The sequence below is a fragment of the Micromonospora sp. NBC_00860 genome, from assembly GCF_045207375.1.
In the GTDB taxonomy this organism is placed as follows: domain Bacteria; phylum Actinomycetota; class Actinomycetes; order Mycobacteriales; family Micromonosporaceae; genus Micromonospora; species Micromonospora vinacea.
The window spans coordinates 5,940,826-5,965,749 of record NZ_CP108825.1 but is presented as its reverse complement, the minus strand read 5'-3'; the positions used below and the strand labels follow the sequence as shown (position 1 = coordinate 5,965,749).

Below are 24,924 nucleotides of genomic sequence, written 5' to 3'. Positions count from 1 at the left end.
GGTTGACTCAAGTCAACTTGACGATTGGCCAACGCGTGGCACTATTGAGTCAAGTTCACTCAACTTGTGGTGGGGCCCGCTGCGGGCGGTGCTCGCCAGCAGCCCACGGGCGACGCCCGTCACCTGCACAACCTTACGAAGCGAGGAAGCGAAGATGGCACGTGCGGTCGGTATCGACCTCGGCACGACGAACTCCTGCGTCAGCGTTCTCGAGGGCGGTGAGCCCACCGTCATCGCCAACGCTGAGGGGTCGCGGACGACTCCTTCGATCGTCGCGTTCGCCCGCAACGGCGAGGTGCTCGTCGGTGAGGTCGCCAAGCGCCAGGCAGTGACCAACCCGGACCGGACGATCCGGTCGGTCAAGCGCGAGGTTGGTACGAACTGGTCCGTCGACATCGACGGCAAGAAGTACACCCCGCAGGAGATCTCGGCCCGGACGCTGATGAAGCTCAAGCGGGACGCCGAGGCGTACCTGGGTGAGCAGATCACCGACGCGGTGATCACCGTTCCGGCCTACTTCAACGACAGCCAGCGCCAGGCCACCAAGGAGGCCGGTGAGATCGCCGGCTTCAACGTGCTGCGGATCGTCAACGAGCCGACCGCGGCCGCCCTGGCGTACGGGCTGGACAAGGGCTCCAAGGAGCAGACCGTCCTGGTCTTCGACCTCGGCGGCGGCACCTTCGACGTGTCGCTGCTGGAGTTGGCCGAGGGCGTCGTCGAGGTCAAGTCGACGAGCGGTGACAACCAGCTCGGTGGCGACGACTGGGACCAGCGGATCATCGACCACCTGGTCAAGACGTTCCGCGGTGAGCACGGCATCGACCTGGCTCAGGACAAGATGGCCCTCCAGCGGCTCCGCGAGGCCGCCGAGAAGGCCAAGATCGAGCTGTCCGCCGCCACCACCACCAACATCAACCTGCCGTACATCACCGCCGGCGCGGCCGGCCCGCTGCACCTCGACGTGACGCTCAGCCGCGCCGAGTTCCAGCGGATGACGCAGGACCTGCTGGACCGGTGCAAGGGCCCGTTCGAGCAGGCCGTGAAGGACGCCGGGATCAAGATCTCCGACGTCGAGCACGTCATCCTGGTCGGCGGTTCGACCCGGATGCCCGCCGTGACGGACCTGGTCAAGCAGCTCACCGGTCGTGACCCCAACAAGGGCGTCAACCCGGACGAGGTGGTCGCCGTCGGCGCCGCCCTCCAGGCCGGTGTGCTCAAGGGTGAGGTCAAGGACGTCCTGCTGCTCGATGTGACCCCGCTCAGCCTGGGCATCGAGACCAAGGGCGGCATCTTCACCAAGCTGATCGAGCGCAACACCACCATCCCGACCAAGCGTTCCGAGGTCTTCACCACGGCGGACGACAACCAGCCGTCGGTGCTGATCCAGGTGTTCCAGGGTGAGCGGGAGATCGCGGCCTACAACAAGAAGCTCGGCACCTTCGAGCTGACCGGCCTCCCGCCGGCGCCGCGCGGCGTGCCGCAGATCGAGGTCGCCTTCGACATCGACGCCAACGGCATCGTCAACGTGCACGCCAAGGACCTGGGCACCGGCAAGGAACAGAAGATGACGATCACCGGCGGCTCCTCGCTGCCGAAGGACGACATCGAGCGGATGCGCCGGGACGCCGAGGAGCACGCGGAGGAGGACAAGCGCCGCCGCGACGACGCCGAGACCCGTAACGTGGCCGAGGCGCTCCAGTGGCAGACCGAGAAGTTCCTCGCCGAGAGCGGCGACAAGCTGCCCAGCGAGAACCGCGAGCAGCTCAACGAGGCGCTCGGCGAGCTGCGTGGTGCCCTCGGCGGTCAGGACATCGAGAAGATCAAGTCCGCGCACGAGAAGCTGGCGCAGGTCTCCCAGCAGGCCGGCTCGCTGCTCTACTCGCAGCAGGCCGAGCAGGGTCAGCAGCCGGGTGGCGAGCCCGGCCCCGGTGCGACCGGTGCGACCGGCGCGACCGGTGCGACCGGCCCGCAGGCCGGCGGCGCCGACGATGTGGTCGACGCGGAAATCGTGGACGAGGACGGCAAGAAGTGACCGTCGGCCTCCGACACGTTTCCACCGCGAAGGGGATGAGGTAGCCGTATGACGCAGAAGCCACGAGCCGCCGACCCGGACGACACCGGGTCGACGCCGGGTGGCTCCGCGACCACGGAGCCGACCACCGGCGACGGCGAGCGGGTCGTCATCCGCAACAACCGCAAGCTCGTCGACACCTCCGAGCCGGAGGGGACCGCCGCCGACGCGGAGAGCGGTGTACCGGCCGAGGGCCTGGTCGAAGACGCCGAGGTCGTGGTCGACGAGATCGAGGTCGAGGTCAACTCCACCGACGGGCCGGAGCCGTCCGGTCCGCCGGTGGTGGACGCCCCGGCGCAGCCGGTGGACGGCGGCGGCACGGGCACCTCGCTCGGCGCCGAGCTGGAGGCGCTCCGGGCCGAGCTCGACGAGCGGACCAGGGACCTGCAGCGGGTGTCGGCGGAGTACGCCAACTACCGCAAGCGGGTCGACCGTGACCGCAGCCTCGTGCAGGAGCAGGCGACCGGCTCGGTGCTGGCCGCGCTGCTGCCGATCCTGGACGACCTGGACCGGGCCCGGGAACATGGCGACCTGGTCGGGCCGTTCGGCACGGTGGCGGAACAGCTCACCACCGCGCTGGGCAAGTTCGGCCTGAACGCCTTCGGCGAGCAGGGCGACCCGTTCGACCCGACCCGGCACGAGGCGGTCGCGCACCAGACCTCGGCCGACGTCAGCGAGCCGACCTGCGTGCAGGTCATGCGACGCGGCTACCAGCTCGGTGAGCGGCTGCTGCGCCCCGCGCTGGTCGCGGTCGCGGATCCGGAATAGTGCCAGACAGTGACCGGGCCGTCCCGCCCACCGCGCAGCGGTGGGCGGGACGGCCGGGCCACCAGGGTCGGAAGGAGGTGGACCGGTGAGTTCGAAGGACTGGATCGAGAAGGACTTCTACGCCGTGCTCGGCGTGGACAAGGCCGCCTCCGCGGATGACATCAAGAAGGCGTACCGCAAGGTGGCCCGGGAGTCGCACCCGGACCACAACCCGGGCGACCCGAAGGCCGAGGAGCGGTTCAAGGCCGCGTCCGAGGCGTACAACGTGCTGTCGGACAGCGGTCGCCGTCGCGAGTACGACGAGATGCGTTCGCTCTTCGGCTCGGGCGCGTTCCGGCGCAACGCCCGCGGCGGGGGTCAGCCGGGCGGCATGCCGTTCGACGTCTCCGACATGTTCGGCGGCGGCGGAGGCGGCGATCGCCGCTTCGGAGGCGCCGGCTTCCAGGACCTGTTCAGCTCGATCTTCAGCGGTGGGCAGGCCGGTGGGCAGGCCGCGCCACGCGGTCCGGCCCGTGGTCGGGACGTGGAGACCGAGGTGGCACTGGACTTCGGCGACGCGGTGCGTGGGGTGACGCTGCCCCTGACGCTGCGCGCGCCGGGAGTCTGTGACACCTGCCATGGCAACGGGGCCAAGCCCGGCACCCAGCCGCGTACCTGCCCGGTCTGTCACGGTGCCGGCGTGACCACCCGCAACCAGGGGTCGTTCAGCTTCTCCGAGCCGTGCCGCAACTGCCAGGGCGTCGGCACAGTGGTCGAGGAGAAGTGCCCGGAGTGCCACGGCAGCGGCGGTGTCACCAAGACCCGCACCATGAACGTGCGCTTCCCGGCCGGCGTGGCCGACGGGCAACGCATCCGGTTGGCCGGGCGCGGCGAGCCGGGCGAGCGCGGTGGCCCAGCCGGTGACCTCTTCGTGCACGTCAAGGTTCGGCCGGACGAGCTGTTCGGGCGTACCGGAGACGACCTGACGCTGACCGTGCCGGTCACCTTCGCGGAGGCCGTGCTCGGCACGGACCTTCGGGTGCCCACGCTCGACGGCGCGGTGACCCTGCGGGTGCCGCCGGGGACGCCGAGCGGGCGGGTGCTGCGGGCCCGGGGCAAGGGTGTGGTCCGCCGCGACGGGCAGGCCGGTGACCTGCTGGTCACGCTGGACGTGGTGGTGCCGGCCCGGTTGTCGGACGAGGCGCGCACGGCGCTGGAGTCGTTCGCCGAGCAGACCCCGCCGGCGGCCCGGGAACATCTCGACGCACGGGTGCGTCGGGTCGGTTAGTCCTGTGGAATGGACGCGGAGGTGAGCGGGATGTCGGGCGAGTTCCTCGGTTCGGGCGACCCTGCCTACGAGGCCAAGGTGTTGATGATCTCGGTAGCGGCGCGGATGGCGGGCATGCACCCGCAGACCCTGCGCCAGTACGACCGGCTGGGGCTGGTGCAGCCCGGCCGGGCCGCTGGTGGCGGGCGCCGCTACAGCGTCCGCGACGTGGTGCTGCTGCGCGAGGTGCAGCGGCTCAGCCAGGACGACGGAATCAACCTGGCCGGCGTCAAGCGGATCATCGGGCTGGAGCGGCTGCTGGAGCAGGCGCAGCAGCGGGTGGCCCGGTTGGAGGCGGAGTTGGACGCCGCGTACCGCCGGGTGGCCGAGCTGGAGTCGTTGGCCCGCTTCCCGGGCCGGGATCTGGTGCCGACCAACCGCACGTCCACCGCCCTGGTGGTGTGGCGTCCCCGCCGCACGCCTGATCGCTGACCTACCGCTCACCCGGATCTGTCTTCTCGGCCCGGATCGCGCTGGATTCCCGGCGCGGTCCGGGCCGCTTCGGTTAGCCTGTCGATATGGGTCCAATCGGCTTAATCTGGACCTACCGGCATGGCGAGGGGGAGCGATGGCGGAGCCGGCGAAGAAGGTGGCCCAGCAGACGGAAGACCGGTTGGAGGACCTGGCCGAGACCGTCCGCAAGAAGTTCGACAAGGTGACCGAGGGGACCTACCGGGACCGGATCATCGCCGGCCGGTTCGCCGAAGACGGCGACCACGCAGGCGAACAGGGCCGAGCCGAGACGGAACGCAAGCAGGACTGACCGGTGACCGACGTGCGGGCCGGGACCCACGGGGGGTCCCGGCCCGTTCGCCGCGCGGCGATCTTGCATTTAGCGATGGCGAAATGGGTAGCTTCGCGGAATAGGTCGGGACAGAAAGTGCAAGATCGACGCAATGAACGGGTCGATCCAGTTCAGCCGAGGCGGCGGTTTTCGCGGACCAGGCCGCCCTCGCACCAGTCCCGGTAGACGAAGAGCTCGGGTCGGGCCAGCAGCACCCGGCCGTTGTGCGCCCAGATCCTCATCAGGTCGTCGCCGTCCCGCTCGGCCTGTTCGACGAGCTTGCGGAAGCGGCGCTTGGGGTGGGCGCGGAAGTTCGTCCGGATGCCGTCGGCCGCGTAGATGTAGAGGCAGTGCAGCGCGAAACGTCGGGCCGGGCAGGTGGGATCCATTGCTAACTCGAAGAGCGTCAACACCAGTCGGTCGCCGGAGACCAGCAGGTCCCAGTCGGGTGGCATCGAGGCCAACGGCACCGAATCGGGCTTGTACGCCCAAGCTCGCAACTCCGCCGGAGTCGGATCGACGGGGTTGGCGAAGCCGTGGAACGTCGACTCCTGCACGCTCACCGGCCAACCTTCCGCTCTCGCCCGCGTCTGGCAACGCTGCCTGCGGACCGTGGCTGCTGGGGCGAAACGTTAACCCGCCGCCGGGTGCTGCGGTAGTCCCCGTCGGGAGCAATTCCGCAACCGTTGGCATTGGCGCTTCCACTGCATCGACGGGGCCGCCGATGATGCCCCTATGACGATCCATGTTCGACGGTTCCGCCGGGGCGCCGAGGCCCAGTTCGTCTCGGGACTGGAGTGGCTTTTCGCCCCTCCCGGCAGCCCTCCCGCGGATTGGGACCGCGATCGCGCCGTCGAGCGGACCGCGCAATTGCTGACCCACGAAGACGTCGCACTCTTCGAGGCGCGATCGGATGGGGACCAGTTGGTCGGCGTGGCCAGCGTCTACCTGGACATCCTCTCGGTGCGCTTCGGCCGTCGGGCTTCGATCGAGGACCTCGCCGTGCACCCCGACTGGCGCTCCCGGGGTGTCGGCTCGAACCTCCTGGTGGCCGCCAGGGCGTGGGCGCACGAACAGGGCGCCGACTACGTCTTCCTAGAGTCCGGTCTGGCCCGAACCGAGGCGCACCGCTTCTACCTTCGCGAGGGCGCGACCCACGCAGCCGCAGCGTTCAGGTGGACGTCAGTGAAGTGAGTCGGCGACCGGGATCCGCTCCTGCCGCTGGGCCGCCGCGCGGTTGCGCAGCCACCGCTTGAACCACGGGAAGTCGGGCAGTCGGGCCAGGATCGGCCCGGTCACCACGGTGATCAGGACGTACGTCGCGGCCAGCGCAGCCAACCGCGGCTCGACACTCCCGGCGGCCACCGCGAGCCCGGCGATGACGATGGAGAACTCACCTCGGGGTACGAGTGCCAGGCCGGCCCGCCATCGACCGGGTTCCGCGATGCCGACCCGGCGGGCGGCGAGGTAACCGGTGAGCGTCTTCGTCGCCATGGTGACCACTGCCAACGCGAGCGCCGGCAGCAGCACCGGCGGAATGTCCCGTGGGTCGGTGACCAGGCCGAAGAAGACGAAGAACACCGCCGCGAACAGGTCCCGCAGTGGCGAGAGCAGTTCGGTCGCGTGGTGCGCCACCGGGCCGGAGAGCGCGATGCCGACCAGGAACGCGCCGACCGCCGCCGACACCTGGAGCTTCGCCGCGAGCCCGGCGATCAGCAGGGTCAGACCGAGTACGCCGAGAAGCAGCGCTTCCGGGTCCTTCGCCGACAGGGCAGAGGAGATGAGGTGGCCGTACCGGATGGCGACCACCAGCACGAGCAGCACCGTGCCCACCGCGACGGCGAGTGCGATGCCGCCACCGAGCAGGCCGGTGCCGGCCAGCACGGCGGTGACCAGCGGCAGGTACAGCGCCATCGCCAGGTCCTCGATCACGAGGACCGAGAGGATCACCGGGGTTTCCCGGTTACCGAGTCGTCCCAGGTCGGCGAGGACCTTGGCGATCACGCCGGAGGAGGAGACCCAGGTGATGCCGCCGAGTACCAGGGCGGCGACCCAGTCCCAGCCGAGCAGCAGCGCGAAGGCCGCGCCGGGCAGCGCGTTGAACACGCCGTCGATCAGCCCTGCCGGGGCCGCCGACCGGAGGTTGCCGACCAGTTCGTTTGCCGAGTACTCCAGGCCGAGCATCACCAGCAGCAGGATGACGCCGATCTCGGCGCCCACCGCGAAGAACTCCTCGCTGGCGGCGAGCGGAAGTAGCCCGCCGTGCCCGAAGGCCAGCCCGGCGAGCAGGTAGAGAGGGATGGGTGACAGGCCTACCCGGCGGCTGAGCCGACCGAGGACGCCAAGCAGTAGCAGCAGCGCGCCGACTTCGACGAGCAGAGTTGTGGAATCGTGCATCCGCCTCAGCCGTCCGGGTCACTGTCGGCGAGGATGGCGGACACGCCGTCGAGACCTCTACGGGTCCCGACAACGACCACCACGTCGCCGGCCGCGAAGCGGAAGGAGGGGAGTGGCGAAACGATCACTTCGCCTTCGCGCAGCACTGCCACGATTGAGGCGCTGGTGCGGGTACGCGCCTTGGTGTCGCCGAGCTTGCGATTCACGTACGGCGAACCGGCCGTGATGGCGATCTGCTCGGTGAGCAGACCGGCGGCCTGCTCGCGGAGCCCGGAGAGTTGACCGAGCATCAGCGACGCGCCGAGGATGTCGGCCAGGGCCTCGGCCTCGTCGTCGGTCAGCGGAATGTCCGACTGGCAGGCGTCGGGGTCGTCGGGATCGTAGAGAACGAGATCACGGCGGCCGTTGCGGTGGGACACGACGCCCAGGCGGCGTCCGGACTCCGTCACCAGATCGTGACGTACCCCGATCCCGGGTAAGGCGGTCTGCTCGACACGTACTCGCACTCTGCAAGGCTACCGCTTCGTAAACAAAGCGCAGATCTTGGACGGGCAGGGCCCCTCGGACCGACCCCGACGCACCTCAGCGCCTTGATCCACTCGGATTCAGTGAAGTCGGGGTATCCGGCGTGGCGGGACACCCCGACTTTCTGAAAGTCGAGTGGATCAAGCGGTTGGGGCCCGCCCCGGTCGAGCGGAGCGGGCCCGGATCAATCGCACCGGAACGCCGTGGTCAGCGGAGGCTGGCGAAGAACTCGCGGATGTCGGTGACCAGAACGTCGGTGGCCTGGTGGGCCGCGTAGTGGCCGCCGACGTCGCCCCGGCCCTCGACGTCGGCCTCGTACGCCGTCCACCGGACGATGTTCGCGTGGTCCCGTTCGGCGAAGCGGCGGATGGACTGGAAGTCGCCGGGGAACATGGCCAGCGCGGTCGGAGCGGTGGTCGGCGCGGTTGGCGGCTCGCCGGCGTGCGCGTCCTCCCAGTAGAGCCGGATCGCCGAGGCGGCCGTGCCGGTGAACCAGTAGAGCGCCACGTTGGCCAGGACGAAGTCGGCGTCCAGGCCCTCGTCGAAGAGTTGGGCGTTCCAGGCGAGCAGCCCCACCGGCGAGTCGGCCAGTGCGAACGCCAGGGTCTGCGGCTGCTGGCTGTGCACCTGGTTGAAGGAGAACTTGTTCTCGTAGAACCACTGGAGGTGCCCGAGCGCCGCCTGGTCGGCCTCGGAGAGCCCGGCGAACTCGGCCGGGTCGCCCGAGGGGAACGAGAAGAGCTGGGTGACGTGTACGCCGAGCACCCGCTCCGGAGCGATCCGGCCCAGCTCCGGCGCAATCATCGAGCCGGCGTCGTTGCCGACAGCGCCGTAGCTGTCGTACCCCAGGCGGTTCATCAGCTCGGCCCAGGCGCGAGCGGTGCGGAACCGGTTCCAGCCGGCGTTGCGGGTCGGGCCGGAGAAGCCGTAGCCGGGCAGCGACGGGATGACCAGGTGGAAGGCCGGCGCGTCCGGGTCGGTCGGCTCGGTGAGCGGGGCGATCACGTCGAGGTACTCCAGCACCGAGCCGGGCCAGCCGTGGGTGAGCACCAGCGCTGTGGCGTCCGGCCGGGAGGACCGGACGTGCAGGAAGTGGATCCGCTCGCCGTCGATCTCGGTGACGAACTGGGGGTGAGCGTTCAGGCGGGCCTCGACGGCACGCCAGTCGAACTCGCCCCGCCAATGGTCGACGAGGGCGCGCACCCGGTCTGTGCTCATCCCGTACGAGTCGCCGGCGCCGGGCAGGTCGGCGGGCCAGACGGTGCGGCCGAGCCGGTCGGCCAGGTCGTCGAGGGCGGTCTGCGGGATCTCGACGCGGAACGGACGGATCGCGGTGTCGCTCATGGCGGGACTCCTTCGGAACGGAATGTTTCGTTCTGCAATCACCATAGCAGAGCGGAACGATCCGTTCCACTGCTAGGCTGAGGGCATGTCAACGACTTCCGGCAAGACGCTGGGCGGTCGCCGCGCCCAGGCCGCCCGCAACGACGAGGTGATCCTCGAAGCCGCCCGCGCCGTCTTCCTCGACGACCCGAAGGCCCCGATCGCCGCCGTCGCCGAGCGCGCCGGCGTCGGAATCAGCGCGCTCTACCGGCGGTACGCGGGCAAGGAGGACCTGCTGCGTCAGCTCTGCCACGACGGGCTGCGCCGGTACGTGGCGGAGGCCGAGGCCGCCCTCGCCGAGCCGGACGACTGGGCCGCATTCACCGGCTTCTTGAGCCGGGTGGTCGACGCCGACGTGCACTCGCTCACCGTCCACCTGGCCGGCACCTTCACCCCGACCGAGGAGATGGGTCGGGACGCGGTGCGCGCCGGCGAGTTGGCCTCAGCTCTGGTCGACCGAGCCCACGCCAGCGGTCGGCTGCGCCCCGACGCGGTCGTCCACGATCTGGGGTTGTTGTTGGAGGCGTGCGCCGCGGTTCGCGTACCCGATCCGGAGCGGACCCGCCAACTGCGCCGCAGGCAGCTCGCGGTCCTGCTGGCCGGCCTGTCGTCGGTGCCGGGCACGGACCCGCTGCCCGGCCCGCCCCCGGCGGCCGGCGAGTTCGACTGGCGGTGGCGGCGCCGGGAGTGATGGGCGTCACGCGCTAAGGTTGAGCGGAATACGCTCAACTCTGGTTGTGTCCAACCCAGTGGACAACGCCGATCCGGGGGAGCCCATGAACACCGAAAGACTCACCACCAAGAGCCGCGAAACCATCACGGGCGCTGTCGCGCTGGCCAACCAGCGTGGTCACGCCACCGTGGAGCCCTGGCACCTGCTCCTGTCACTCCTGGACACCGACGGCTCGACCGCCACCGGTCTGCTGCGCGCCGTCGGGGCCGACCCGACCGAGCTGCGCCAGGCCACCCAGCGTGCTGTCGACAACCTGCCGGCCGCACGTGGTTCCAGCATCGCCGAGCCGACGTTGGCTCGGGAGTTCGTCAACGCCATCGGCGCCGCCGAGCAGATCGCCCGGCCGTTGGGCGACGAATACACCTCCACCGAGCACCTGCTCGCCGGCCTGGCCCGGGTGGGCGGCGCGGTGTCCGGCGCGCTGAAGACCGCCGGTGCCACCGAGGAAGCCCTGGTCGCCGCCTTCCCGACCGTTCGCGGTGGGGACCGCCGAGTCACCACCGCCGACCCGGAGCAGACCTACCAGGCCCTCACCAAGTACGGCGTGGACCTGACCGCCAGCGCCCGGGACGGCAAGATCGACCCGGTCATCGGCCGGGACTCCGAGATCCGTCGGGTCATCCAGGTGCTCTCCCGGCGTACCAAGAACAACCCGGTACTGATCGGCGAGCCCGGCGTCGGCAAGACCGCGATCGTCGAGGGCCTGGCCCAGCGGATCGTCACCGGCGACGTACCCGAGTCGCTGCGGGACAAGAAGCTGATCTCGCTGGACCTCGGCGCGATGGTTGCCGGCGCGCAGTACCGAGGCCAGTTCGAGGAGCGGCTGAAGTCCGTCCTTGAGGAGATCAAGAACTCCAACGGGCAGGTCATCACGTTCCTCGACGAGCTGCACACGGTCGTCGGCGCCGGCAAGGGCGAAGGCTCGATGGACGCCGGCAACATGCTCAAGCCGATGCTGGCCCGTGGTGAGCTGCGGATGGTGGGCGCCACCACGCTGGACGAGTACCGCGAGCACATCGAGAAGGACCCGGCGCTGGAGCGTCGTTTCCAGCCGGTGCTGGTCGGTGAGCCGACCATCGAGGACACCATCGGCATCCTGCGCGGGCTCAAGGAGCGCTACGAGGTGCACCACGGCGTACGGATCACCGACGCCGCGCTGGTCGCCGCCGCGACGCTGTCCGACCGCTACATCACCGACCGGTTCCTGCCGGACAAGGCGATCGACCTGGTCGACGAGTCGGCGTCCCGGCTCCGGATGGAGATCGACTCCCGTCCGGTCGAGGTGGACGAGATCGAGCGGGCGGTCCGCCGGTTGGAGATCGAGGAGATGGCGCTGGCCAAGGAGCCGGACGCCGCCTCGGCCGAGCGGTTGGAGCGGCTCCGCAAGGAGTTGGCCGACAAGCGCGAGCAGCTCACAGTGCTCTCCGAGCGCTGGCAGACGGAGAAGAGCCACATCACCAAGCTCTCCACCGCCAAGGAGGAGTTGGAACGCCTCGGCGGTGAGGCCGAGCGGGCCGAGCGGGACGGCGAACTGGAACGCGCCGCCGAGCTGCGCTACGGCCGGATCCCCGCCCTGAAGGTCGAGCTGAAGCAGGCCGAGGAGGAGCTGGCCCAGCTCCAGGCCGACGGCGCGATGCTCAAGGAGGAGGTCGGCGCGGACGACATCGCCGCGGTGGTCGCCTCCTGGACCGGCATCCCCGCCGGCCGTCTGCTGGAGGGTGAGACGGCCAAGCTGCTGCGGATGGAGGAGTCGCTGGGCGGCCGGGTGGTCGGCCAGGCCGAAGCGGTCGGCGCCGTCTCCGACGCGGTACGCCGCGCCCGGGCCGGTATCGCCGACCCGGATCGCCCGACGGGCAGCTTCCTCTTCCTCGGCCCCACCGGCGTCGGCAAGACCGAGCTGGCCAAGGCCCTCGCCGAGTTCCTCTTCGACGACGAGCGGGCCATGGTCCGCATCGACATGAGCGAGTACGGCGAGAAGCACTCGGTCGCCCGGCTGGTCGGTGCGCCGCCCGGCTACGTCGGCTACAACGAGGGCGGTCAGCTCACCGAGGCGGTGCGCCGCCGGCCGTACTCGGTGGTGCTGCTGGACGAGGTGGAGAAGGCCCACCCGGACGTCTTCGACGTGCTGCTCCAGGTGCTCGACGACGGCCGGCTCACCGACGGCCAGGGCCGCACCGTGGACTTCCGGAACGCCATCCTGATCCTCACGTCCAACCTCGGGTCGTCGGTGATCAGCGACCTGACGCTCGCCGACGAGCAGCGCCGGGAGGGCGTGCTGGCGGTGGTCCGGTCGCACTTCAAGCCGGAGTTCCTCAACCGGCTGGACGACATCGTGGTCTTCGCCTCGCTACGCGGGGACGACCTGCGCTCCATCGTCGACATCCAGCTGAACCGGATGCGAAACCGTCTTGCGGACCGCCGACTGGCACTGGACATCACCGAGTCCGCCCGGCAGTGGCTGGCCGAGCACGGCTACGACCCGATCTACGGCGCCCGCCCGCTCCGTCGCCTGGTCCAGACGGCAATCGGAGACCAACTGGCCAGGGCACTGCTCTCCGGGACGATCCGAGACGGTGACACCGTCACTGTCGACCTGGCCGACGCGAAGGAAGGGTTGGCCGTCACCGCCGCCTGATCCGTCGCACCCGGGCCGATCCCGCCTCACAGGCGGGGTCGGCCCGACCCGTTCTCCCCCAACGGCGGCCCACCGGGACGCTCCGTAGCTGCCGTATCACCAGACAATGATGAATTTCCCCAGGTGCGCGGGGTTGTTACCGTTCCCGCCGACGCACTTGGGGAGGTGGTCGGCATGAACGGTCCCGTGGCGTACCTGGTGACGACGCTGGGGTGTCTGATCGGAGTCGCCGGGGTCGTGGTGGCGGTGGTGGCGCTGCGCAAGGGCCGCAAGGCCGCCCGGCCGGCGGCACCCGCGGACCCGTTCCGGGACACCGACAGCGACGCGCTCCGCGGCGACCCGCGCACGCTCAAGCCCGGTGACATCGTCGAGATCCGCCGGGTGTCGTACGCGGTCCGAGGCTCGGTGCACCTGAACGAGGGCGGCTGGAGCTGGGCCGAGCACCTGTTGGACACCGTCGAGGGCGACAAGCGCTGGCTCTCCGTGGAGGAGGACCCGGACCTGGAGCTGGTGCTCTGGACCGCCGAGCCGGCCGCCACGATCACCCCCGGTGCGTCCACCGTCGACTTCGCCGGCCGCCACTACGCCTCGGAGGAGTCCGGTCAGGCCCGCTTCACGGCCACCGGCAGCACCGGCCTCGACCCCAGTGGCACCCTTCGATACCACGACTACCGGGCCCAGGGTGGCGAACGGCTTTCCTTCGAGGCGTACGGCCAGGCCGGCTGGGAGGTCGCCCGGGGCGAGCAGTTGCACCGTGCCGACGTGATGGTGTACCCGCAGGCCGGGCCGGAGGCCAGCTGACGTGTTGGTGAGCCTCCACACCCCGTACGTCGACACCTGTGCCGCCGACCTGAGCCTGGCGCTCGGTGGCCCGGAGCGGCCCGCGCTGCACGTCCGCGATCTCACGCTGCCCGGGGACGTCCGGCTACGGCTGCGCCTGCTCGGGGCGTCCCACCAGGTCGTGCTGGCCGAACCCGGCGGTGCGGCCGGACTCACCGAGACGGTCGCCTGCCTGCCTGGTCGGCCGCCACACCTGCCCGGCGCCCTGCACGACGAGGCGGGCGGCTACCGCTTCACCGCCAATGTGCTGCGCCCCGCCGACGGTGAGTTGCACACCCGGATCGCCGGGCTCCGCGCCGACCTGGCCGACGACCCCTACGCCCTCGTCGGAGTCTTTCCCGGTGACCCGGACGCGGTCACCGCGCTGGCCGTGCGCACCGACCTGCCGCACCTGTCGGTCGGCTGGCGTACCTGGCACGCGTACCCCCAGACCAATGAGCTGGTCCTGACCGAGACGGTGGTGGCACTGCGATGACGTACCGACGCTGGTTCGTGGTGGGCGCGGCGGCGGCCGTGGTCGGCGTGCTGGTGGCGGCCTTCGCGCTCGTCAACGGCACCTTCTCCCCGCGCGGCTACGTGCAGGACAGGTACTCGCGAGCGGCCAGCCGGGACATCGGCCGGCAAGCGACCGCGTACACCTCGTCCAAGTCACCGACCAGTGTCGCCAAGGAACTGACCGACGCGTGGAAGCCGTCCGACCGGTACGCCGACGGCAGCGGGGTCTACCTGCGCTACGACGACGACTCGGTGGTGATCCTGCCGATCGCCGCAGGCTCGGTGATCCTGCTCGAAGACATGGACACCGCTCACCCCCGCTACCACTCGACCGTCGGGTCGTACTGGGGCTGGGGACGCGGCAGCAGCGTTCGGGGCGGCGGCCCCGGCACCGGCAAGTAGCCCGACGCCCGACCCCTTCACCTGGAGCCCTCCGTGCAGAACCTCGTCACCGATCTGCTGGCCACCCTCGCCTTCGGCGCGGTCGGCGTCGTCCTCATGGGCATCGGCTACGGGCTGGTCGACCTGACCACTCCTGGCAAGCTCCACGAACTGATCTGGACCGAGCGCAACCGCAACGCGGCGCTGCTGCTCGCGTCCAACCTGCTCGGCGTCGGCACGATCGTGGTCGCGGCGATCGTCGCCAGCGACGACGACCTCGCCCTGGGGCTGGTCGGCGCGGCGGCGTACGGGATCGTCGGCCTGGTCATCATGGCCGCCGCGTTCCTGCTGCTCGACGCGGTGACCCCGGGTCGGCTCGGCGAGCTGCTGGTCGACCCGGAGCCGCACCCCGCCGTGTGGGTGTCGGCCGTGGTGCACCTGTCCACCGGCGCGATCATCGCCGCCGCGATCCTCTGATGACCGGGGGACCGCGACCGGGTGTTGCCGGCCGGCCGTACCCGGGGCAGCCATGAGCACCGCGGCGCCGCTGGTGGTCGACGGCGGCACCGAGGCCCGGCCGCACTGGCGGCTGGCCCGCGCGGCGGTGCTGGTGGCGGTCTTCGTCTGCGCCGCCTGCGGGCTGGTCTACGAGCTGGCCCTCGTCGCGCTCGGCAGCTACCTGATCGGCGACACCGTCGGGCAGGCGTCGATCGTGCTCGGCGTGATGGTCTTCGCGATGGGGGTAGGCGCGCTGGTCGCGAAACCGTTGCAGCCCCGGGCCGCCGCCGCGTTCGCGGTGATCGAACTGACCCTGGCCCTGCTCGGTGGTCTGTCCGTACTCGGCCTCTACGCCGCCTTCGCCTGGCTCGACCTGTACGGCCCGGCGCTGGTCGGCACCGCCTTCGTGCTGGGCCTGCTGATCGGCGCGGAGATTCCGCTGCTGATGGTGATGCTGCAGCGCATCCGCGAGCAGTCCGCCGGCAGCGCGGTGGCCGACCTGTTCGCCGCCGACTACGTCGGCGCGCTGCTCGGCGGGCTCGCCTTCCCGTTCCTGTTGATCCCCGTCTTCGGCCAGCTCAAGGGTGCCCTGGTGGTCGGCGCCGTGAACGCGGTGGCCGGTCTCGCCCTGGTCTGCACGGTGTTCCGGAGAGAGCTGAGCCGCCGGGCCCGGCTCGTCCTCGGCGCCGGCTCCGTCGTGGTCGCGCTCTGCCTGGGGTACGCCTGGGTGACCGCCGCCGACTTCGAGGTGACCGCCCGGCAGCAGCTCTACCGGGACCCCGTGGTGTACGCCGAACGCTCCCGTTACCAGGAGATCGTGCTGACCCGGTCGGTGCGGGAGGTCGGCCACGCCGACACCGACCTGCGGTTGTTCCTCAACGGTGATCTCCAGTTCAGCTCGGTCGACGAGTACCGCTACCACGAGGCGCTGGTGCATCCGGCGATGCGCGGCCCGCGCGGCGACGTACTGGTTCTCGGTGCCGGCGACGGCCTCGCCGTCCGGGAGATCCTGCGGTACCCGGACGTTCGCCGGGTGACAGTGGTCGACCTCGACCCGGCGGTGGTGGCGCTGGCCAGCAGCGTGCCGCAGCTGCGGGCGCTCAACGGCGGCTCGCTCGACGACCCCCGCGTACGGGTGCTGAACACTGACGCGTTCGGCTGGCTGCGTACCGCCGCCGAGCGCTTCGACGTGGTGGTCGCCGACCTGCCCGACCCGGACGAGACGGCCACCGCCAAGCTCTACACAGTCGAGTTCTACGCGCTGATCAGGTCGGTGCTCGCCGAGCAGGGACGGCTGGTGGTGCAGTCCGGCTCGCCGTACTTCGCGCCCCGCTCATACTGGTCGATCGATGCGTCGGTGCGGGAAGCCGGCTTCGCCACAGTGCCGTACCACGTCGACGTGCCGTCCTTCGGCGACTGGGGTTTCCTGCTCGCCACGGCGGGAACCGTCCCGCCGGTGCTGGAACTGCCGGCCGACGCCCCCCGGCTGCGTTTCCTCGACCCGGGCGTGCTGCGGGCGGCGGCGGCCTTTCCCGCCGACCGCGCCCGCCTGAACATGCCCCCCAGCACCATCCTCCAACCGAGGGTCCTCGACTACGCCCGCACAGAGTGGCGCGGCTACTGACCCCCACCATCTGGCGCCTGAACGAGGCGGTTGTGTCAGGAGAGTGTCCGCTCATGGCGCAAACCTCTTGATTAACGGGGTGGAGTGGGGGCGGACGGGGAAAGGGTGGAGGCATGTTTGGGATGCGCAAGGCTTGGGAGCGCGAATTGGGCGCCGCCGTCGACGAGTTGGTGGCAGCTGACACGCTCGCCTTTGGTGGGGTGGGGATCGCGGGCACGCTGTTGCCGGTGACGGAGGCGTACGAGCGGGTCTCGGCCGCTCTCGACGACCACCCCGAGGAGGTACGCCGCCAACTCGACCGGGTGCTGGCCGACGGCACGCCCGCCGGCCGGGCGTACGCGGCCACGCTGCTGGAGCGCGTCGACCCGGAGGCGGCCCGGGCGGCCTGGACGTCGCTGCGGGACGATCCCAGCGAGTTCACCACCTTCGTCGGCTGCGTGATGGACCGGGAAACCCTTGGCACGTACGCCAGCCGGCGGCTCGCCGCAGCATGATCCATTCGCCGGTCGGTGCTGCCCGATTGGTTCTGCCGGTCGCCGACGCCGCGCCGTACGTTGCGAGCCATGAGCCCGCCCGCCACCGCGCCGCGTCCGCCCCGCCCGGCCACCGTGACCATCGCCTTCTGGCTGCAACTGGCAGTGGTGCTGGTGCTGCTCGGCCTGGCCGCGCTGACGGTGGCCCAGGCGGTGCACTTCGACGGCCAGATCGACCGCGCGGTTCGACTGGTGCCGGACGCCGACCCGGACGAGGTGACAGGCGAGCGGCAGGGCAACGTCGCGATGGCGGTGATCTTCGGCGTACCGGCGGTGCTGCTCGCAGTCTGGCTGGCGGTCACCGCTGCCCCGGTCCGGCGGGGCGGCAACGTCGCGCGGATCCTGGTCTTCGTGGCCAGTGGCGCACAGCTGCTGGTCTGCGTCGCGCAGTGCTGTTCCGGAGGGTTTCTCGTGCCGCTGCTGGCCATGCCGGAGATCGCGGCGGAGCCGCCACCGGATTGGGACGAAGAGTGGGAGACCTCGACGTTCCTCGACACGCTCTACGCCGGCACCGATCCCTGGGACGACCTGTTCTTCCCCGTGGCGGCGCTGGGTGTGCTCACCGTCCTGGCCCTCTCCGCAACAATGGTCCTGCTGCTGGCGCTGCCGCCGGCGAACCGCTGGTTCGTGCCGCGTACAGCGAACGAGGCCCTGCCCGGCCCGGCCTGGGTGATGCCCGTTCCCACCTACGCCCCAACCGGTTACGGATACCCGACAGCTCCACTCGTGCCGGGCTTCCTGCCGCCGAACCAGCCGCTCCCACCCGGCTACCTGATCTGCCCCGACCCGGCCGCGCACCTGACACCGGGCGCGTCGGGCACCTCACCAGGGCCGACCGGACCGCCGGCGACGCCTCCGGAGGACGCACCCGACCACAGTCGCTAGCTGAGCTGTCGGCCACAGCTCGGGCCTTCCTGGTGCCGAGGGTTGTTACCGTCTGCGCCGACGTACCTGGGGAGGTGGTCGGGTGGACGCGCTGGTGACGAGCCTGGTGGCGGCTGTTGTCGTACTCGCGGTGGCCGTGATCGTCGTGCGGGCCCGCCGGCGGGTGACGAGCCGGGCCGCCGGCCAGCCGGCGGAGTCGCCGCGCGGCGGCCCGCTCCGCCTGACCCCGGGCGACCGCGTGCGCATTCGCGAGCGGGAGTACGCGGTGAGCGCCACCATCCGCCTGGTCGAGGGCGACTGGAGCTGGGTGCAGCACCTCCTCGACGACGACTCCGGCACCCGTCACCGGCTCTCCGTGGAGGACGGCCCCGAACTCGAGCTGGTGCTCTGGACCGCCGAACCGGGCGCCACCGTCACCCCGGGCGCCCCGACCATCGAACTCGGCGGGCGGCGCTACACCTGGGCCGAGACCGGGCAGGCGCGTTACACAGCCATCGGTGAGACCGAGCTGCCGTCGACCGGGACGATGCGCTACCACGACTACCAGTCCGGTGGCGCCGCGCGGCTCTCCTTCGAGGCATACGGCGAAGAGGGCTGGAGGGTGGCCCGCGGTGAGCTGCTCCACCCCGCCGACCTGACGATCCGCCCCACGCCTGACGCTCGCTGAGCCGGACCGGGCGGGCGCGCCGGGCTCGTCACGGCATGCCGAACTGGCCGGTTGTCGATACGGTGTGGGCGCGATCTTAGGGAAGGAGAATCGTGGTCGATTCCCAGAGCACGCCGGCCCGCCAGCGGCCATCCATTGTGTCGATTTCCAGTTACCTGCTCTTCCTGTTCCTGGCGCTCCAGGTGATCAGTCTGATCATCACGCTCAGCACCTTCGGCAAGACGCGGGACGCGCTCCGTGCGGCGTACGAGGGCAGCAGCACCGACGGTGACCAGGTGGCCGACGTCTTCGCCGTCATCGGTATCGGTGGCAGCATCGTCCTGTTGCTGCTCGCGGTCGTGCTGGGCGTGTTGGCCCTCTTCAACAACCAGGGCCGCAACGGCGCCCGGATCACCACCTGGATCGTCGGCGGCATCATGGTCTGCTGCGTCGGCGGTGGCCTGCTCAGCAACGCGGCCGGCGGTTTCAACACCGGTGGCGGGAATACCGCCAACGGGCCGAGCCCCGAGGAGATCCAGCGTCGCCTGGAGGAGGCCCTGCCCTCCTGGGTCACCCCGGTCAGCCTCCTGCTCGGCGTGCTCAGCCTGATCGCGCTGATCACGGCGCTGGTCCTGCTGGCACTGCCGAAGGCGAACCCGTTCTTCCGCAAGCAGACCGCGGCCTGGGAGCCGCCGACCCCGGGCGCCAGCTACCCGGGTCCGCAGTCGCCCGGTCAGCCGGGCTACCCGCAGGCATCCGGTGAGCCGGGTTATCCGTCGAGTGGGGAGCCGAGCTACCCGCCGCCACCGGCCGCGAACCGGCCGGACGACACGCCGCCCACGGACCGGCCCGGATCGACCCCGCCGCCGACCAACTGACGGCTCGATAAGCACGACGCCGACGATCCCTCCGAGTAGGTTGCAACCCGACGCCTACCGGAGGGATTCGTCGTGTCGTACCCGGAATCGGCGCCGGCCCGCCGGCCCGCAGCCGTCGTGTCGGCCGCGACAGTGCTGTTGGTGATGGCGGTCGCCGCGCTCGTGTACGCCGTGGTCGACCTGGTGGTGCTGGGTGGGACGGTCGACGCGTTCCGTTCCGCCGCCCGCGACACCTCGGCGAGCCCCGAGCAGATCAACGACGTGGTGACCCTGCTCCGCGCGTCCGCCGTGCTGTCGGCGGTGGTGGCGGCGCTCTCCGCGCCGCTGCTTGCTGGCCTCGCCCTCGGGCTGCTGGCCGGCCGCAACGGCGTCCGGGTGGCGACCTGGGTGGTCAGCGGGCTCGGCCTGTTCGGCGGCTGTTGCAGCGTGGCGGTGGTCGTCGGCGAACGGGCCGCGCCACTGCAACTGGGCTCTGGCGAGCAGTCCCTCGCCGAGTTGCTGGGCCTGATCGGCGACGCGTACCCGTCCTGGTGGATCCCGCTCAACGCCGGGCTTTCCGTCGCCCAGGGGCTCGGTTACCTTGTAGTAGCTACGCTGCTGGCGCTGCCGGCGGCGAACAGCTGGTTCGCCCGTCGCCCCCCGACGCCTACCGCACCGCCCAGCTTCACGCCCGCCCCGCACCAGCCCCTGTCGGCGCCGCCCGCGCCCCCGTACCCGCCCAGGTGAGGACCGCCCCGTGACGCTCGATCCCACGACTACCGAGCGCCGAGCCCTGATCACCGGGGCCACGGCCGGCATCGGCGCGGCGTTCACCCGGCGGCTGGCCGCCGACGGCTGGCACCTGGTGCTCGTCGCCCGCGACGCGGCGCGGCTGACCGAGCTGGCCACCGAGCTGGGGTCCGCGCACGGGCGCGAGGTGGAGACGATTCCGGCGGATCTGTCCACCGACGACGGCTGCACCACCGTGGAACAGCGGCTCGCCGACGGCAGCCCTGTTCACCTGCTGGTCAACAATGCGGGGATCAGCCTGAACAAACCGTTCCTGCGCTCCACGGCGGAGGACGAGGCACGACTGTTGCGGCTCAACGTGCACGCGGTCATGCGGTTGACCCTGGCGGCGCTCCGACCGATGACTGAACGGCGAAATGGGGCAGTGATAAATGTCTCTTCGGTCGCGGGTTTCGGTACGGCGATGCCCGGATCGACGTACTCCGCCAGCAAGGCGTGGGTCACCAACTTCAGTGAGTCCGTCGGCCAGTCGGCGCGGCCGTTCGGCGTTCGAGTGATGGCCCTCTGCCCCGGCTACACCCGTACCGAATTCCACCAGCGAGCCGGCATCAACATGTCCAAGACGCCGGAGTGGCTCTGGCTGCGGGCCGAGGATGTGGTGGACGAAGCCCTGCGTGACCTGGGCAAAGGCAAGATGGTCAGCATCCCGGCGTGGAAGTACAAGGTGGTCGTCGCCGGCATGCGGCACGCGCCGCGACGGCTGCTCCAGGCGGTAGCGCGGGACACCCGCGGCCGGATCGGTCGCGACGAGCGCTGAGCTCCGACCAGCCCGTCGACCCCGGGCGAGTGGCCGGACGACGTTGGCGCGGCGCTGTCGGGCCAGTCGCTGAGCGTAGTCGAACATCGCCAGTCATCGGTTCCCCGCGGGGCTGATCAGGGTGGACCCCACACACGGCGTTCAGAGTTGCGCAGTAACCTCTATCGCCATGGGGGACCACGACGACCTGCGTAAATTCATTACCGACCTGGCTGTGGTCCACGGACGGGTAGTGCTCTCGTCGGGGCGCGAGGCAGACTGGTACGTGGATCTGCGCCGCGTCACGCTCCATCACCAGGCCGCTCCTCTGGTCGGCCGGGTGATGCTCGACCTCACTGCGGACTGGGAGTTCGACGCCGTCGGGGGCCTCACCCTGGGAGCGGATCCTGTCGCGCTCTCGATGCTGCACGCCGCCGCTCCGACCGGCCGGGCCCTGGACGCCTTTGTGGTGCGCAAGGCGGGCAAGGCCCACGGTCTTCAGCGGCGGATCGAGGGACCGGAGGTGGCCGGCCGCCGAGTGTTGGCGGTGGAGGACACCTCCACGACGGGCGGAAGTGTTTTGACTGCTGTCGAGGCGCTTCGCGAGGCCGGGGCGGAAGTCGTGGGCGTGGTGGTTATTGTTGATCGAGGCGCCGGCGACGCGGTGCGAGCCGCCGGATTGCCGTACCGGGCGGCCTATACGTTGGCTGACCTCGGCCTTGTGGCGTAAAAGTCTGCCGATTCGGATCTGCTGATATGCAGGCGGATCGATGCTGCTGGTGGAAGGATGGAATACGTGGGAACTGCGTTGGCCGAAATGACTATGCCTCAGATCTCGCCGCTAAACGGCGAGCCGATCGAACGTGCCGATGCCGAGCGTCTTGCCGGGGTCCTCAAGGCCCTTGCTGATCCTGCTCGGTTGCGGCTGCTCAGCCTGATCCAGTCGGCCCCCGAGGGCGAGGCGTGCGTCTGTGACCTGACGGCGCCGCTCGGCCTCTCTCAGCCGACGGTCAGTCATCACCTGCGTATCCTCACCGAGGCTGGCTTGTTGCAGCGGGAGAAGCGCGGTGTCTGGGCGTACTACAGCCTGGTCCCGAGTGCGATCGCGACGATCGCCGACCTGCTGACCCCGCCGCGTAAGCGAGCCACCAAGAAGGCCCGCTGACGTAAGGCACTACACGCCGTCCCGAGCCGGGACGGCGTCCGGTGGCGAGCCAGGGGTGGCGCCACCGGTGGTTGACACCTGCTCGTCCCCGGTCGCACCACCGGAGGCCGGGTTCGACATGCCGACGGCCGACCCCCTCGCCAGGGGGCCGGCCGTCGCCGTACCTCAACGGTCCTGACCGTGCTCCGGGCGCTGGTGGCCGTGCTGTTGCCGGTCGTGGTCGAACGCCTCGCGGGCCGCCTCCACCGCGCCGGCGGCACTGGCCGCCGCGACCACCGCGACCGCCTCGCCGCGCTTACGAGCCCGCCGGTCGCGCAGGAACTCGAAGAAGATCGGCAGCACCGAGATCAGGATGATCAGGGCCACCACCGGCAGGATGTAGTGGTCGATCTTGTCGCCGATGGCCTGGTAGATCTGCTCGGCCAGCAGGTAGCCGATGAGCAGGATGCCGTCCACCCAGAGCACCGCGCCGACGATGTTCCAGAGCAGGAACTTCTTGGCCGGCATGCCGAGCGCGCCAGCGACCGGGTTGAGGAACGTCCGCACGATCGGAATGAAGCGCGCCAGCACGACGGCCTTCGCCGGGCCGAACTTCTCGAAGTAGTATTCGGCCTTCTCCACGTACTCCTTCTTGAAGAGCCGGGAGTTCGGCCGCTCGAACATCGGCCGGCCGTACCGCGCGCCGAGCCAGTGCCCCAGCTGGGCGCCGACGATCGCACAGATCGGCCCACCGATCAGCAGGCCCGCGAGGGAGAGGCGGGTGCCGTCGCCGAAGATCGCGTCCGCGACCGGCGACGAGGCGACCCCGGCGAGGAACAGCAGCGAGTCACCGGGGAAGAAGAACCCCACCAGCAGGCCGGTCTCGGCGAAGAGGATCACCCACACGCCGATCAGCCCGAAGGTCTGCAACAGATCCTTGGGATCGAGCGGGTTCAGGGCGACGCTCTCCACGAGAGCGCGGGTCTTCTCAGCTGTGTCCACGGCCACAAAGGGTACCGAAGCCCAGGGACCCGGCCGCGCCGGACCGGCCCGCACCACCCGCCCGCGCCGTGGGTCCAACGACGGCGCCCCGGCGCCGTGGGGTCAAACGACGGTGCCCCGCCGACCGTGTGGTCGACGGGGCACCGGTGGTGCGGGGTGGGTCAGGCGACGAAGCGGGTCCGGCGGCGCTTGGCCACCAGGTAGCCGCCGACGCCCGCGGCGAGCAGCAGCGCGCCGAGGCCGGCGATCAGGCCGGTGGACTGACCGGTGATCGGCAGCGAACCGCCGTCACCGTCGCCACCGCCGCTGCCGCCGGTCGCGTTCACCAGGATCTTGGCGACGTCGTTGGCCGGCTTCAGGTCGTCGGTGAAGCCCTCGCACTCGCACTTGGCGTTGATGGTGACGGTGCCCGCCGCGTTGGCGATCACCTTGTCGATCCGGAGGTCGATGTCGACCGTCTGCTTCTCACCGACACCGATGAAGACGTCCGGGTAGCAGCGGTAGAGCTTCGCGCCCGGCTTGCCGGCGTTCTCCCAGTCCTGCTGGTCGCCCTCGAGCGGTGCGCAGACCTCGGGGACCTTGACCGCGGTGGTGCCCTGCGGAACGGCAATGTCGATCTTCGTGACCGGCGAGCCACCCCGACTGAAGTCCAGCGCGGCCGGGCCGTCGTTGCGGACTCCGAGGGCGGCCTTGACCACGTCGCCGGCATCGCCGGTGAGCTGGGCGCCGAGCGCCACCAGATCAGCGCCGTTCTTGCCGTTGACCTTGATGGTCATGCTGGACCAGTTGTTCATCGGGTCGGTGTCAGCCTGGAAGCCGCGCGCCGCCACCTTGGACGGAGCCTCCGGAAGGCTCAGGACCGGACCGTTGCCGGGCTTCCCGACCGAATAGCCCCCGGCCTGGAGGTACGCGTTGAAGTCCTCGAACTCGGCGACGGTCAACCAGTTGTAGCCGCCGTACTCGTTGCCCGGCGCGTAGGTGTCCTTGCCGAGCGTGTAGGACAGCGATGCCGACCGGGCCTTTCCGGCGGCGGTCACCTCCGAGAAGGCGCAGGTCCGCAGGCGACCATCGTCGTAGGTGCAGTTGCTGAACTGCTTGTCGGGGCGGATCGAGTGGTCCAGGTCGAAGACCGCGACCGCTCCCTTGGCGTCGGTCTTGCCGGCGTTGCTGAGCGTCAGCGGTGCGCTGAACGTGCCGCCAGGAGCGGACGAGATGTTGGTCTCCTCGCCCGGGGCGGCCAGGTCGACGCCCTCACCGACCCGCACCTTCGCGGTGTGGCTGGCCGGAGCGAGCCCCTCGGCGCTGACCGTGACCTTGAGGTTGCCGGTGGCACCGTCGGCCGCCTTCGCGGTCGGCGTCATCACCACGCTGAAGAGGCCGCCGGAGGCCCACTCGTAGAGGTCGATCTCGAAGGGGTCGGTGCAGGCCAGAACGCCGGCCTCCGGCGTCTCGCAGCCCCAGGTCGACGAGTCGGGCGTGATGTCGACGACCCCGTCGAGGTTCCGGTAGTCGTACGTGACGGTGAGGCCTTGGACGACCACCGGCTCCGAGGCGAACAGGAGGGGTGAGTCGATCTTGCCCTCGGACCCTGCGGCGAGGGTGGTGTCGTTGAAGTAGGCGCCCAGTTCGATGGGCGCTTCCTCGGCGGCGACGGCCGGGCTGGCGGAGGCGGCGACGAACGCGCCTGCTACGCCCAGTCCGGCGAGCCAACGCCGGGTGGAGTGGGTGAGCATGAGGGGGGTTCCTCCAGTTGGGGGATCAGGTGGAGCCTGCGGATCTTAAGGAATCACTAAGGCTGGCTGTGGCCCCGAGACTCCTCCGACGAGCAAGACGAACCGAAAGGGTGATCAAGCACCACCGCAACGTCCGGC

Annotated in this window: 27 protein-coding genes; 21 read left to right on the top strand and 6 right to left on the bottom strand. The window is 70.4% G+C overall.

The features are described from left to right. The first annotated feature begins 154 nt into the window (after positions 1-154). From dnaK to OH804_RS27475, 5 genes are all read left to right on the top strand, one after another. Positions 155-2,032, top strand: coding sequence for a molecular chaperone DnaK (dnaK, locus tag OH804_RS27495; RefSeq protein ID WP_406060421.1), 1,878 nt, complete (start codon positions 155-157; stop codon positions 2,030-2,032). Between the two features lie 48 nt (positions 2,033-2,080). After that, positions 2,081-2,839, top strand: a complete 759-nt coding sequence (gene grpE / locus OH804_RS27490; RefSeq protein ID WP_406060419.1) for a nucleotide exchange factor GrpE — start codon at positions 2,081-2,083, stop codon at positions 2,837-2,839. An 85-nt stretch (positions 2,840-2,924) separates the two neighbouring features. Next, positions 2,925-4,106: a molecular chaperone DnaJ gene (gene dnaJ / locus OH804_RS27485; RefSeq protein ID WP_406060417.1), complete on the top strand. Its 1,182-nt coding sequence runs from the start codon at positions 2,925-2,927 to the stop codon at positions 4,104-4,106. A gap of 30 nt (positions 4,107-4,136) precedes the next feature. Continuing rightward, positions 4,137-4,577 carry a heat shock protein transcriptional repressor HspR gene (locus OH804_RS27480; protein WP_030332087.1) on the top strand — a complete coding sequence of 147 codons (441 nt, stop codon included), beginning with the start codon at positions 4,137-4,139 and terminating at the stop codon, positions 4,575-4,577. Positions 4,578-4,713: 136 nt separating this feature from the next. Continuing rightward, positions 4,714-4,908, top strand: a complete 195-nt coding sequence (locus OH804_RS27475; protein ID WP_406060414.1) for a hypothetical protein — start codon at positions 4,714-4,716, stop codon at positions 4,906-4,908. Positions 4,909-5,060: 152 nt separating this feature from the next. On the opposite strand, the gene OH804_RS27470 is transcribed toward OH804_RS27475, so the two are convergent. Further along, on the bottom strand, positions 5,061-5,492 hold the full coding sequence (locus OH804_RS27470; RefSeq protein WP_196920473.1) for a hypothetical protein: 432 nt from the start codon (positions 5,490-5,492) through the stop codon (positions 5,061-5,063). A 172-nt stretch (positions 5,493-5,664) separates the two neighbouring features. Between OH804_RS27470 and OH804_RS27465 the strand changes: the two genes are divergently transcribed. Then, a complete protein-coding gene (locus OH804_RS27465) occupies positions 5,665-6,123 on the top strand; it encodes a GNAT family N-acetyltransferase (protein ID WP_196920474.1) in 459 nt (152 codons plus the stop codon). Here the strand turns inward: OH804_RS27465 and OH804_RS27460 are convergent. From OH804_RS27460 to OH804_RS27450, 3 genes are all read right to left on the bottom strand, one after another. Continuing rightward, on the bottom strand, positions 6,112-7,326 hold the full coding sequence (locus OH804_RS27460; protein WP_196920475.1) for a cation:proton antiporter: 1,215 nt from the start codon (positions 7,324-7,326) through the stop codon (positions 6,112-6,114). The genes OH804_RS27465 and OH804_RS27460 overlap by 12 nt on opposite strands. A gap of 5 nt (positions 7,327-7,331) precedes the next feature. Continuing rightward, complete coding sequence (locus OH804_RS27455; RefSeq protein ID WP_030332098.1) at positions 7,332-7,832, bottom strand: cation:proton antiporter regulatory subunit; 501 nt, start codon at positions 7,830-7,832, stop codon at positions 7,332-7,334. 226 nt (positions 7,833-8,058) lie between these two features. Continuing rightward, complete coding sequence (locus tag OH804_RS27450) at positions 8,059-9,195, bottom strand: epoxide hydrolase family protein (protein ID WP_196920476.1); 1,137 nt, start codon at positions 9,193-9,195, stop codon at positions 8,059-8,061. Positions 9,196-9,280: 85 nt separating this feature from the next. Between OH804_RS27450 and OH804_RS27445 the strand changes: the two genes are divergently transcribed. The 15 genes from OH804_RS27445 (at position 9,281) to OH804_RS27375 (ending at position 22,072) form a co-directional block, all read left to right on the top strand. After that, positions 9,281-9,925 (top strand): TetR/AcrR family transcriptional regulator, encoded by a 645-nt coding sequence (locus tag OH804_RS27445; RefSeq protein ID WP_196920477.1) that lies wholly within the window; start codon positions 9,281-9,283, stop codon positions 9,923-9,925. Between the two features lie 85 nt (positions 9,926-10,010). Further along, on the top strand, positions 10,011-12,602 hold the full coding sequence (gene clpB, locus OH804_RS27440) for an ATP-dependent chaperone ClpB (protein ID WP_196920478.1): 2,592 nt from the start codon (positions 10,011-10,013) through the stop codon (positions 12,600-12,602). Between the two features lie 174 nt (positions 12,603-12,776). Next, positions 12,777-13,403 (top strand): DUF4178 domain-containing protein, encoded by a 627-nt coding sequence (locus OH804_RS27435; RefSeq protein ID WP_406060410.1) that lies wholly within the window; start codon positions 12,777-12,779, stop codon positions 13,401-13,403. A 1-nt stretch (position 13,404) separates the two neighbouring features. Beyond that, positions 13,405-13,917 (top strand): DUF2617 family protein, encoded by a 513-nt coding sequence (locus OH804_RS27430; protein ID WP_196920480.1) that lies wholly within the window; start codon positions 13,405-13,407, stop codon positions 13,915-13,917. After that, a complete protein-coding gene (locus tag OH804_RS27425; RefSeq protein ID WP_196920481.1) occupies positions 13,914-14,339 on the top strand; it encodes a DUF4247 domain-containing protein in 426 nt (141 codons plus the stop codon). Before OH804_RS27430 ends, OH804_RS27425 begins: the two co-directional genes overlap by 4 nt. Before the next feature lie 33 nt (positions 14,340-14,372). Then, positions 14,373-14,795, top strand: coding sequence for a DUF350 domain-containing protein (locus OH804_RS27420; RefSeq protein ID WP_196920482.1), 423 nt, complete (start codon positions 14,373-14,375; stop codon positions 14,793-14,795). A 52-nt stretch (positions 14,796-14,847) separates the two neighbouring features. Beyond that, positions 14,848-16,440, top strand: a complete 1,593-nt coding sequence (locus tag OH804_RS27415; protein WP_196920483.1) for a polyamine aminopropyltransferase — start codon at positions 14,848-14,850, stop codon at positions 16,438-16,440. Between the two features lie 113 nt (positions 16,441-16,553). After that, positions 16,554-16,934, top strand: a complete 381-nt coding sequence (locus OH804_RS27410) for a hypothetical protein (protein ID WP_196920484.1) — start codon at positions 16,554-16,556, stop codon at positions 16,932-16,934. Between the two features lie 69 nt (positions 16,935-17,003). Then, positions 17,004-17,858: a hypothetical protein gene (locus OH804_RS27405; protein ID WP_406060407.1), complete on the top strand. Its 855-nt coding sequence runs from the start codon at positions 17,004-17,006 to the stop codon at positions 17,856-17,858. Between the two features lie 82 nt (positions 17,859-17,940). Beyond that, positions 17,941-18,525, top strand: coding sequence for a DUF4178 domain-containing protein (locus OH804_RS27400; protein ID WP_406060405.1), 585 nt, complete (start codon positions 17,941-17,943; stop codon positions 18,523-18,525). A gap of 92 nt (positions 18,526-18,617) precedes the next feature. After that, complete coding sequence (locus tag OH804_RS27395) at positions 18,618-19,382, top strand: hypothetical protein (RefSeq protein ID WP_406060403.1); 765 nt, start codon at positions 18,618-18,620, stop codon at positions 19,380-19,382. Positions 19,383-19,454: 72 nt separating this feature from the next. Next, complete coding sequence (locus OH804_RS27390) at positions 19,455-20,108, top strand: hypothetical protein (RefSeq protein WP_406060401.1); 654 nt, start codon at positions 19,455-19,457, stop codon at positions 20,106-20,108. A 10-nt stretch (positions 20,109-20,118) separates the two neighbouring features. Further along, positions 20,119-20,928: an SDR family NAD(P)-dependent oxidoreductase gene (locus OH804_RS27385; protein ID WP_406060399.1), complete on the top strand. Its 810-nt coding sequence runs from the start codon at positions 20,119-20,121 to the stop codon at positions 20,926-20,928. A gap of 169 nt (positions 20,929-21,097) precedes the next feature. Continuing rightward, positions 21,098-21,637, top strand: coding sequence for an orotate phosphoribosyltransferase (gene pyrE / locus OH804_RS27380; RefSeq protein WP_366631586.1), 540 nt, complete (start codon positions 21,098-21,100; stop codon positions 21,635-21,637). Between the two features lie 57 nt (positions 21,638-21,694). Then, on the top strand, positions 21,695-22,072 hold the full coding sequence (locus tag OH804_RS27375) for a helix-turn-helix transcriptional regulator (protein ID WP_030332125.1): 378 nt from the start codon (positions 21,695-21,697) through the stop codon (positions 22,070-22,072). Positions 22,073-22,237: 165 nt separating this feature from the next. Here the strand turns inward: OH804_RS27375 and OH804_RS27370 are convergent, their stop codons facing one another. After that, positions 22,238-23,059, bottom strand: a complete 822-nt coding sequence (locus OH804_RS27370) for a DedA family protein (protein ID WP_406060396.1) — start codon at positions 23,057-23,059, stop codon at positions 22,238-22,240. A gap of 155 nt (positions 23,060-23,214) precedes the next feature. Then, complete coding sequence (locus tag OH804_RS27365; RefSeq protein WP_406060394.1) at positions 23,215-24,786, bottom strand: LPXTG cell wall anchor domain-containing protein; 1,572 nt, start codon at positions 24,784-24,786, stop codon at positions 23,215-23,217. Between the last annotated feature and the right edge of the window lie 138 nt (positions 24,787-24,924).

Bases quoted from the DNA above. Each gene is read 5' to 3' on its own strand.
- dnaK (WP_406060421.1), top strand. From the start codon at position 155: ATGGCACGTGCGGTCGGTATCGACCTCGGCACGACGAACTCCTGCGTC.
- grpE (WP_406060419.1), top strand. From the start codon at position 2,081: ATGACGCAGAAGCCACGAGCCGCCGACCCGGACGACACCGGGTCGACG.
- OH804_RS27480 (WP_030332087.1), top strand. From the start codon at position 4,137: ATGTCGGGCGAGTTCCTCGGTTCGGGCGACCCTGCCTACGAGGCCAAG.
- OH804_RS27475 (WP_406060414.1), top strand. From the start codon at position 4,714: ATGGCGGAGCCGGCGAAGAAGGTGGCCCAGCAGACGGAAGACCGGTTG.
- OH804_RS27465 (WP_196920474.1), top strand. From the start codon at position 5,665: ATGACGATCCATGTTCGACGGTTCCGCCGGGGCGCCGAGGCCCAGTTC.
- OH804_RS27460 (WP_196920475.1), bottom strand. From the start codon at position 7,326: ATGCACGATTCCACAACTCTGCTCGTCGAAGTCGGCGCGCTGCTGCTA.
- OH804_RS27450 (WP_196920476.1), bottom strand. From the start codon at position 9,195: ATGAGCGACACCGCGATCCGTCCGTTCCGCGTCGAGATCCCGCAGACC.
- OH804_RS27445 (WP_196920477.1), top strand. From the start codon at position 9,281: ATGTCAACGACTTCCGGCAAGACGCTGGGCGGTCGCCGCGCCCAGGCC.
- clpB (WP_196920478.1), top strand. From the start codon at position 10,011: ATGAACACCGAAAGACTCACCACCAAGAGCCGCGAAACCATCACGGGC.
- OH804_RS27435 (WP_406060410.1), top strand. From the start codon at position 12,777: ATGAACGGTCCCGTGGCGTACCTGGTGACGACGCTGGGGTGTCTGATC.
- OH804_RS27425 (WP_196920481.1), top strand. From the start codon at position 13,914: ATGACGTACCGACGCTGGTTCGTGGTGGGCGCGGCGGCGGCCGTGGTC.
- OH804_RS27415 (WP_196920483.1), top strand. From the start codon at position 14,848: ATGAGCACCGCGGCGCCGCTGGTGGTCGACGGCGGCACCGAGGCCCGG.
- OH804_RS27410 (WP_196920484.1), top strand. From the start codon at position 16,554: ATGTTTGGGATGCGCAAGGCTTGGGAGCGCGAATTGGGCGCCGCCGTC.
- OH804_RS27405 (WP_406060407.1), top strand. From the start codon at position 17,004: ATGAGCCCGCCCGCCACCGCGCCGCGTCCGCCCCGCCCGGCCACCGTG.
- pyrE (WP_366631586.1), top strand. From the start codon at position 21,098: ATGGGGGACCACGACGACCTGCGTAAATTCATTACCGACCTGGCTGTG.
- OH804_RS27375 (WP_030332125.1), top strand. From the start codon at position 21,695: ATGGAATACGTGGGAACTGCGTTGGCCGAAATGACTATGCCTCAGATC.
- OH804_RS27365 (WP_406060394.1), bottom strand. From the start codon at position 24,786: ATGCTCACCCACTCCACCCGGCGTTGGCTCGCCGGACTGGGCGTAGCA.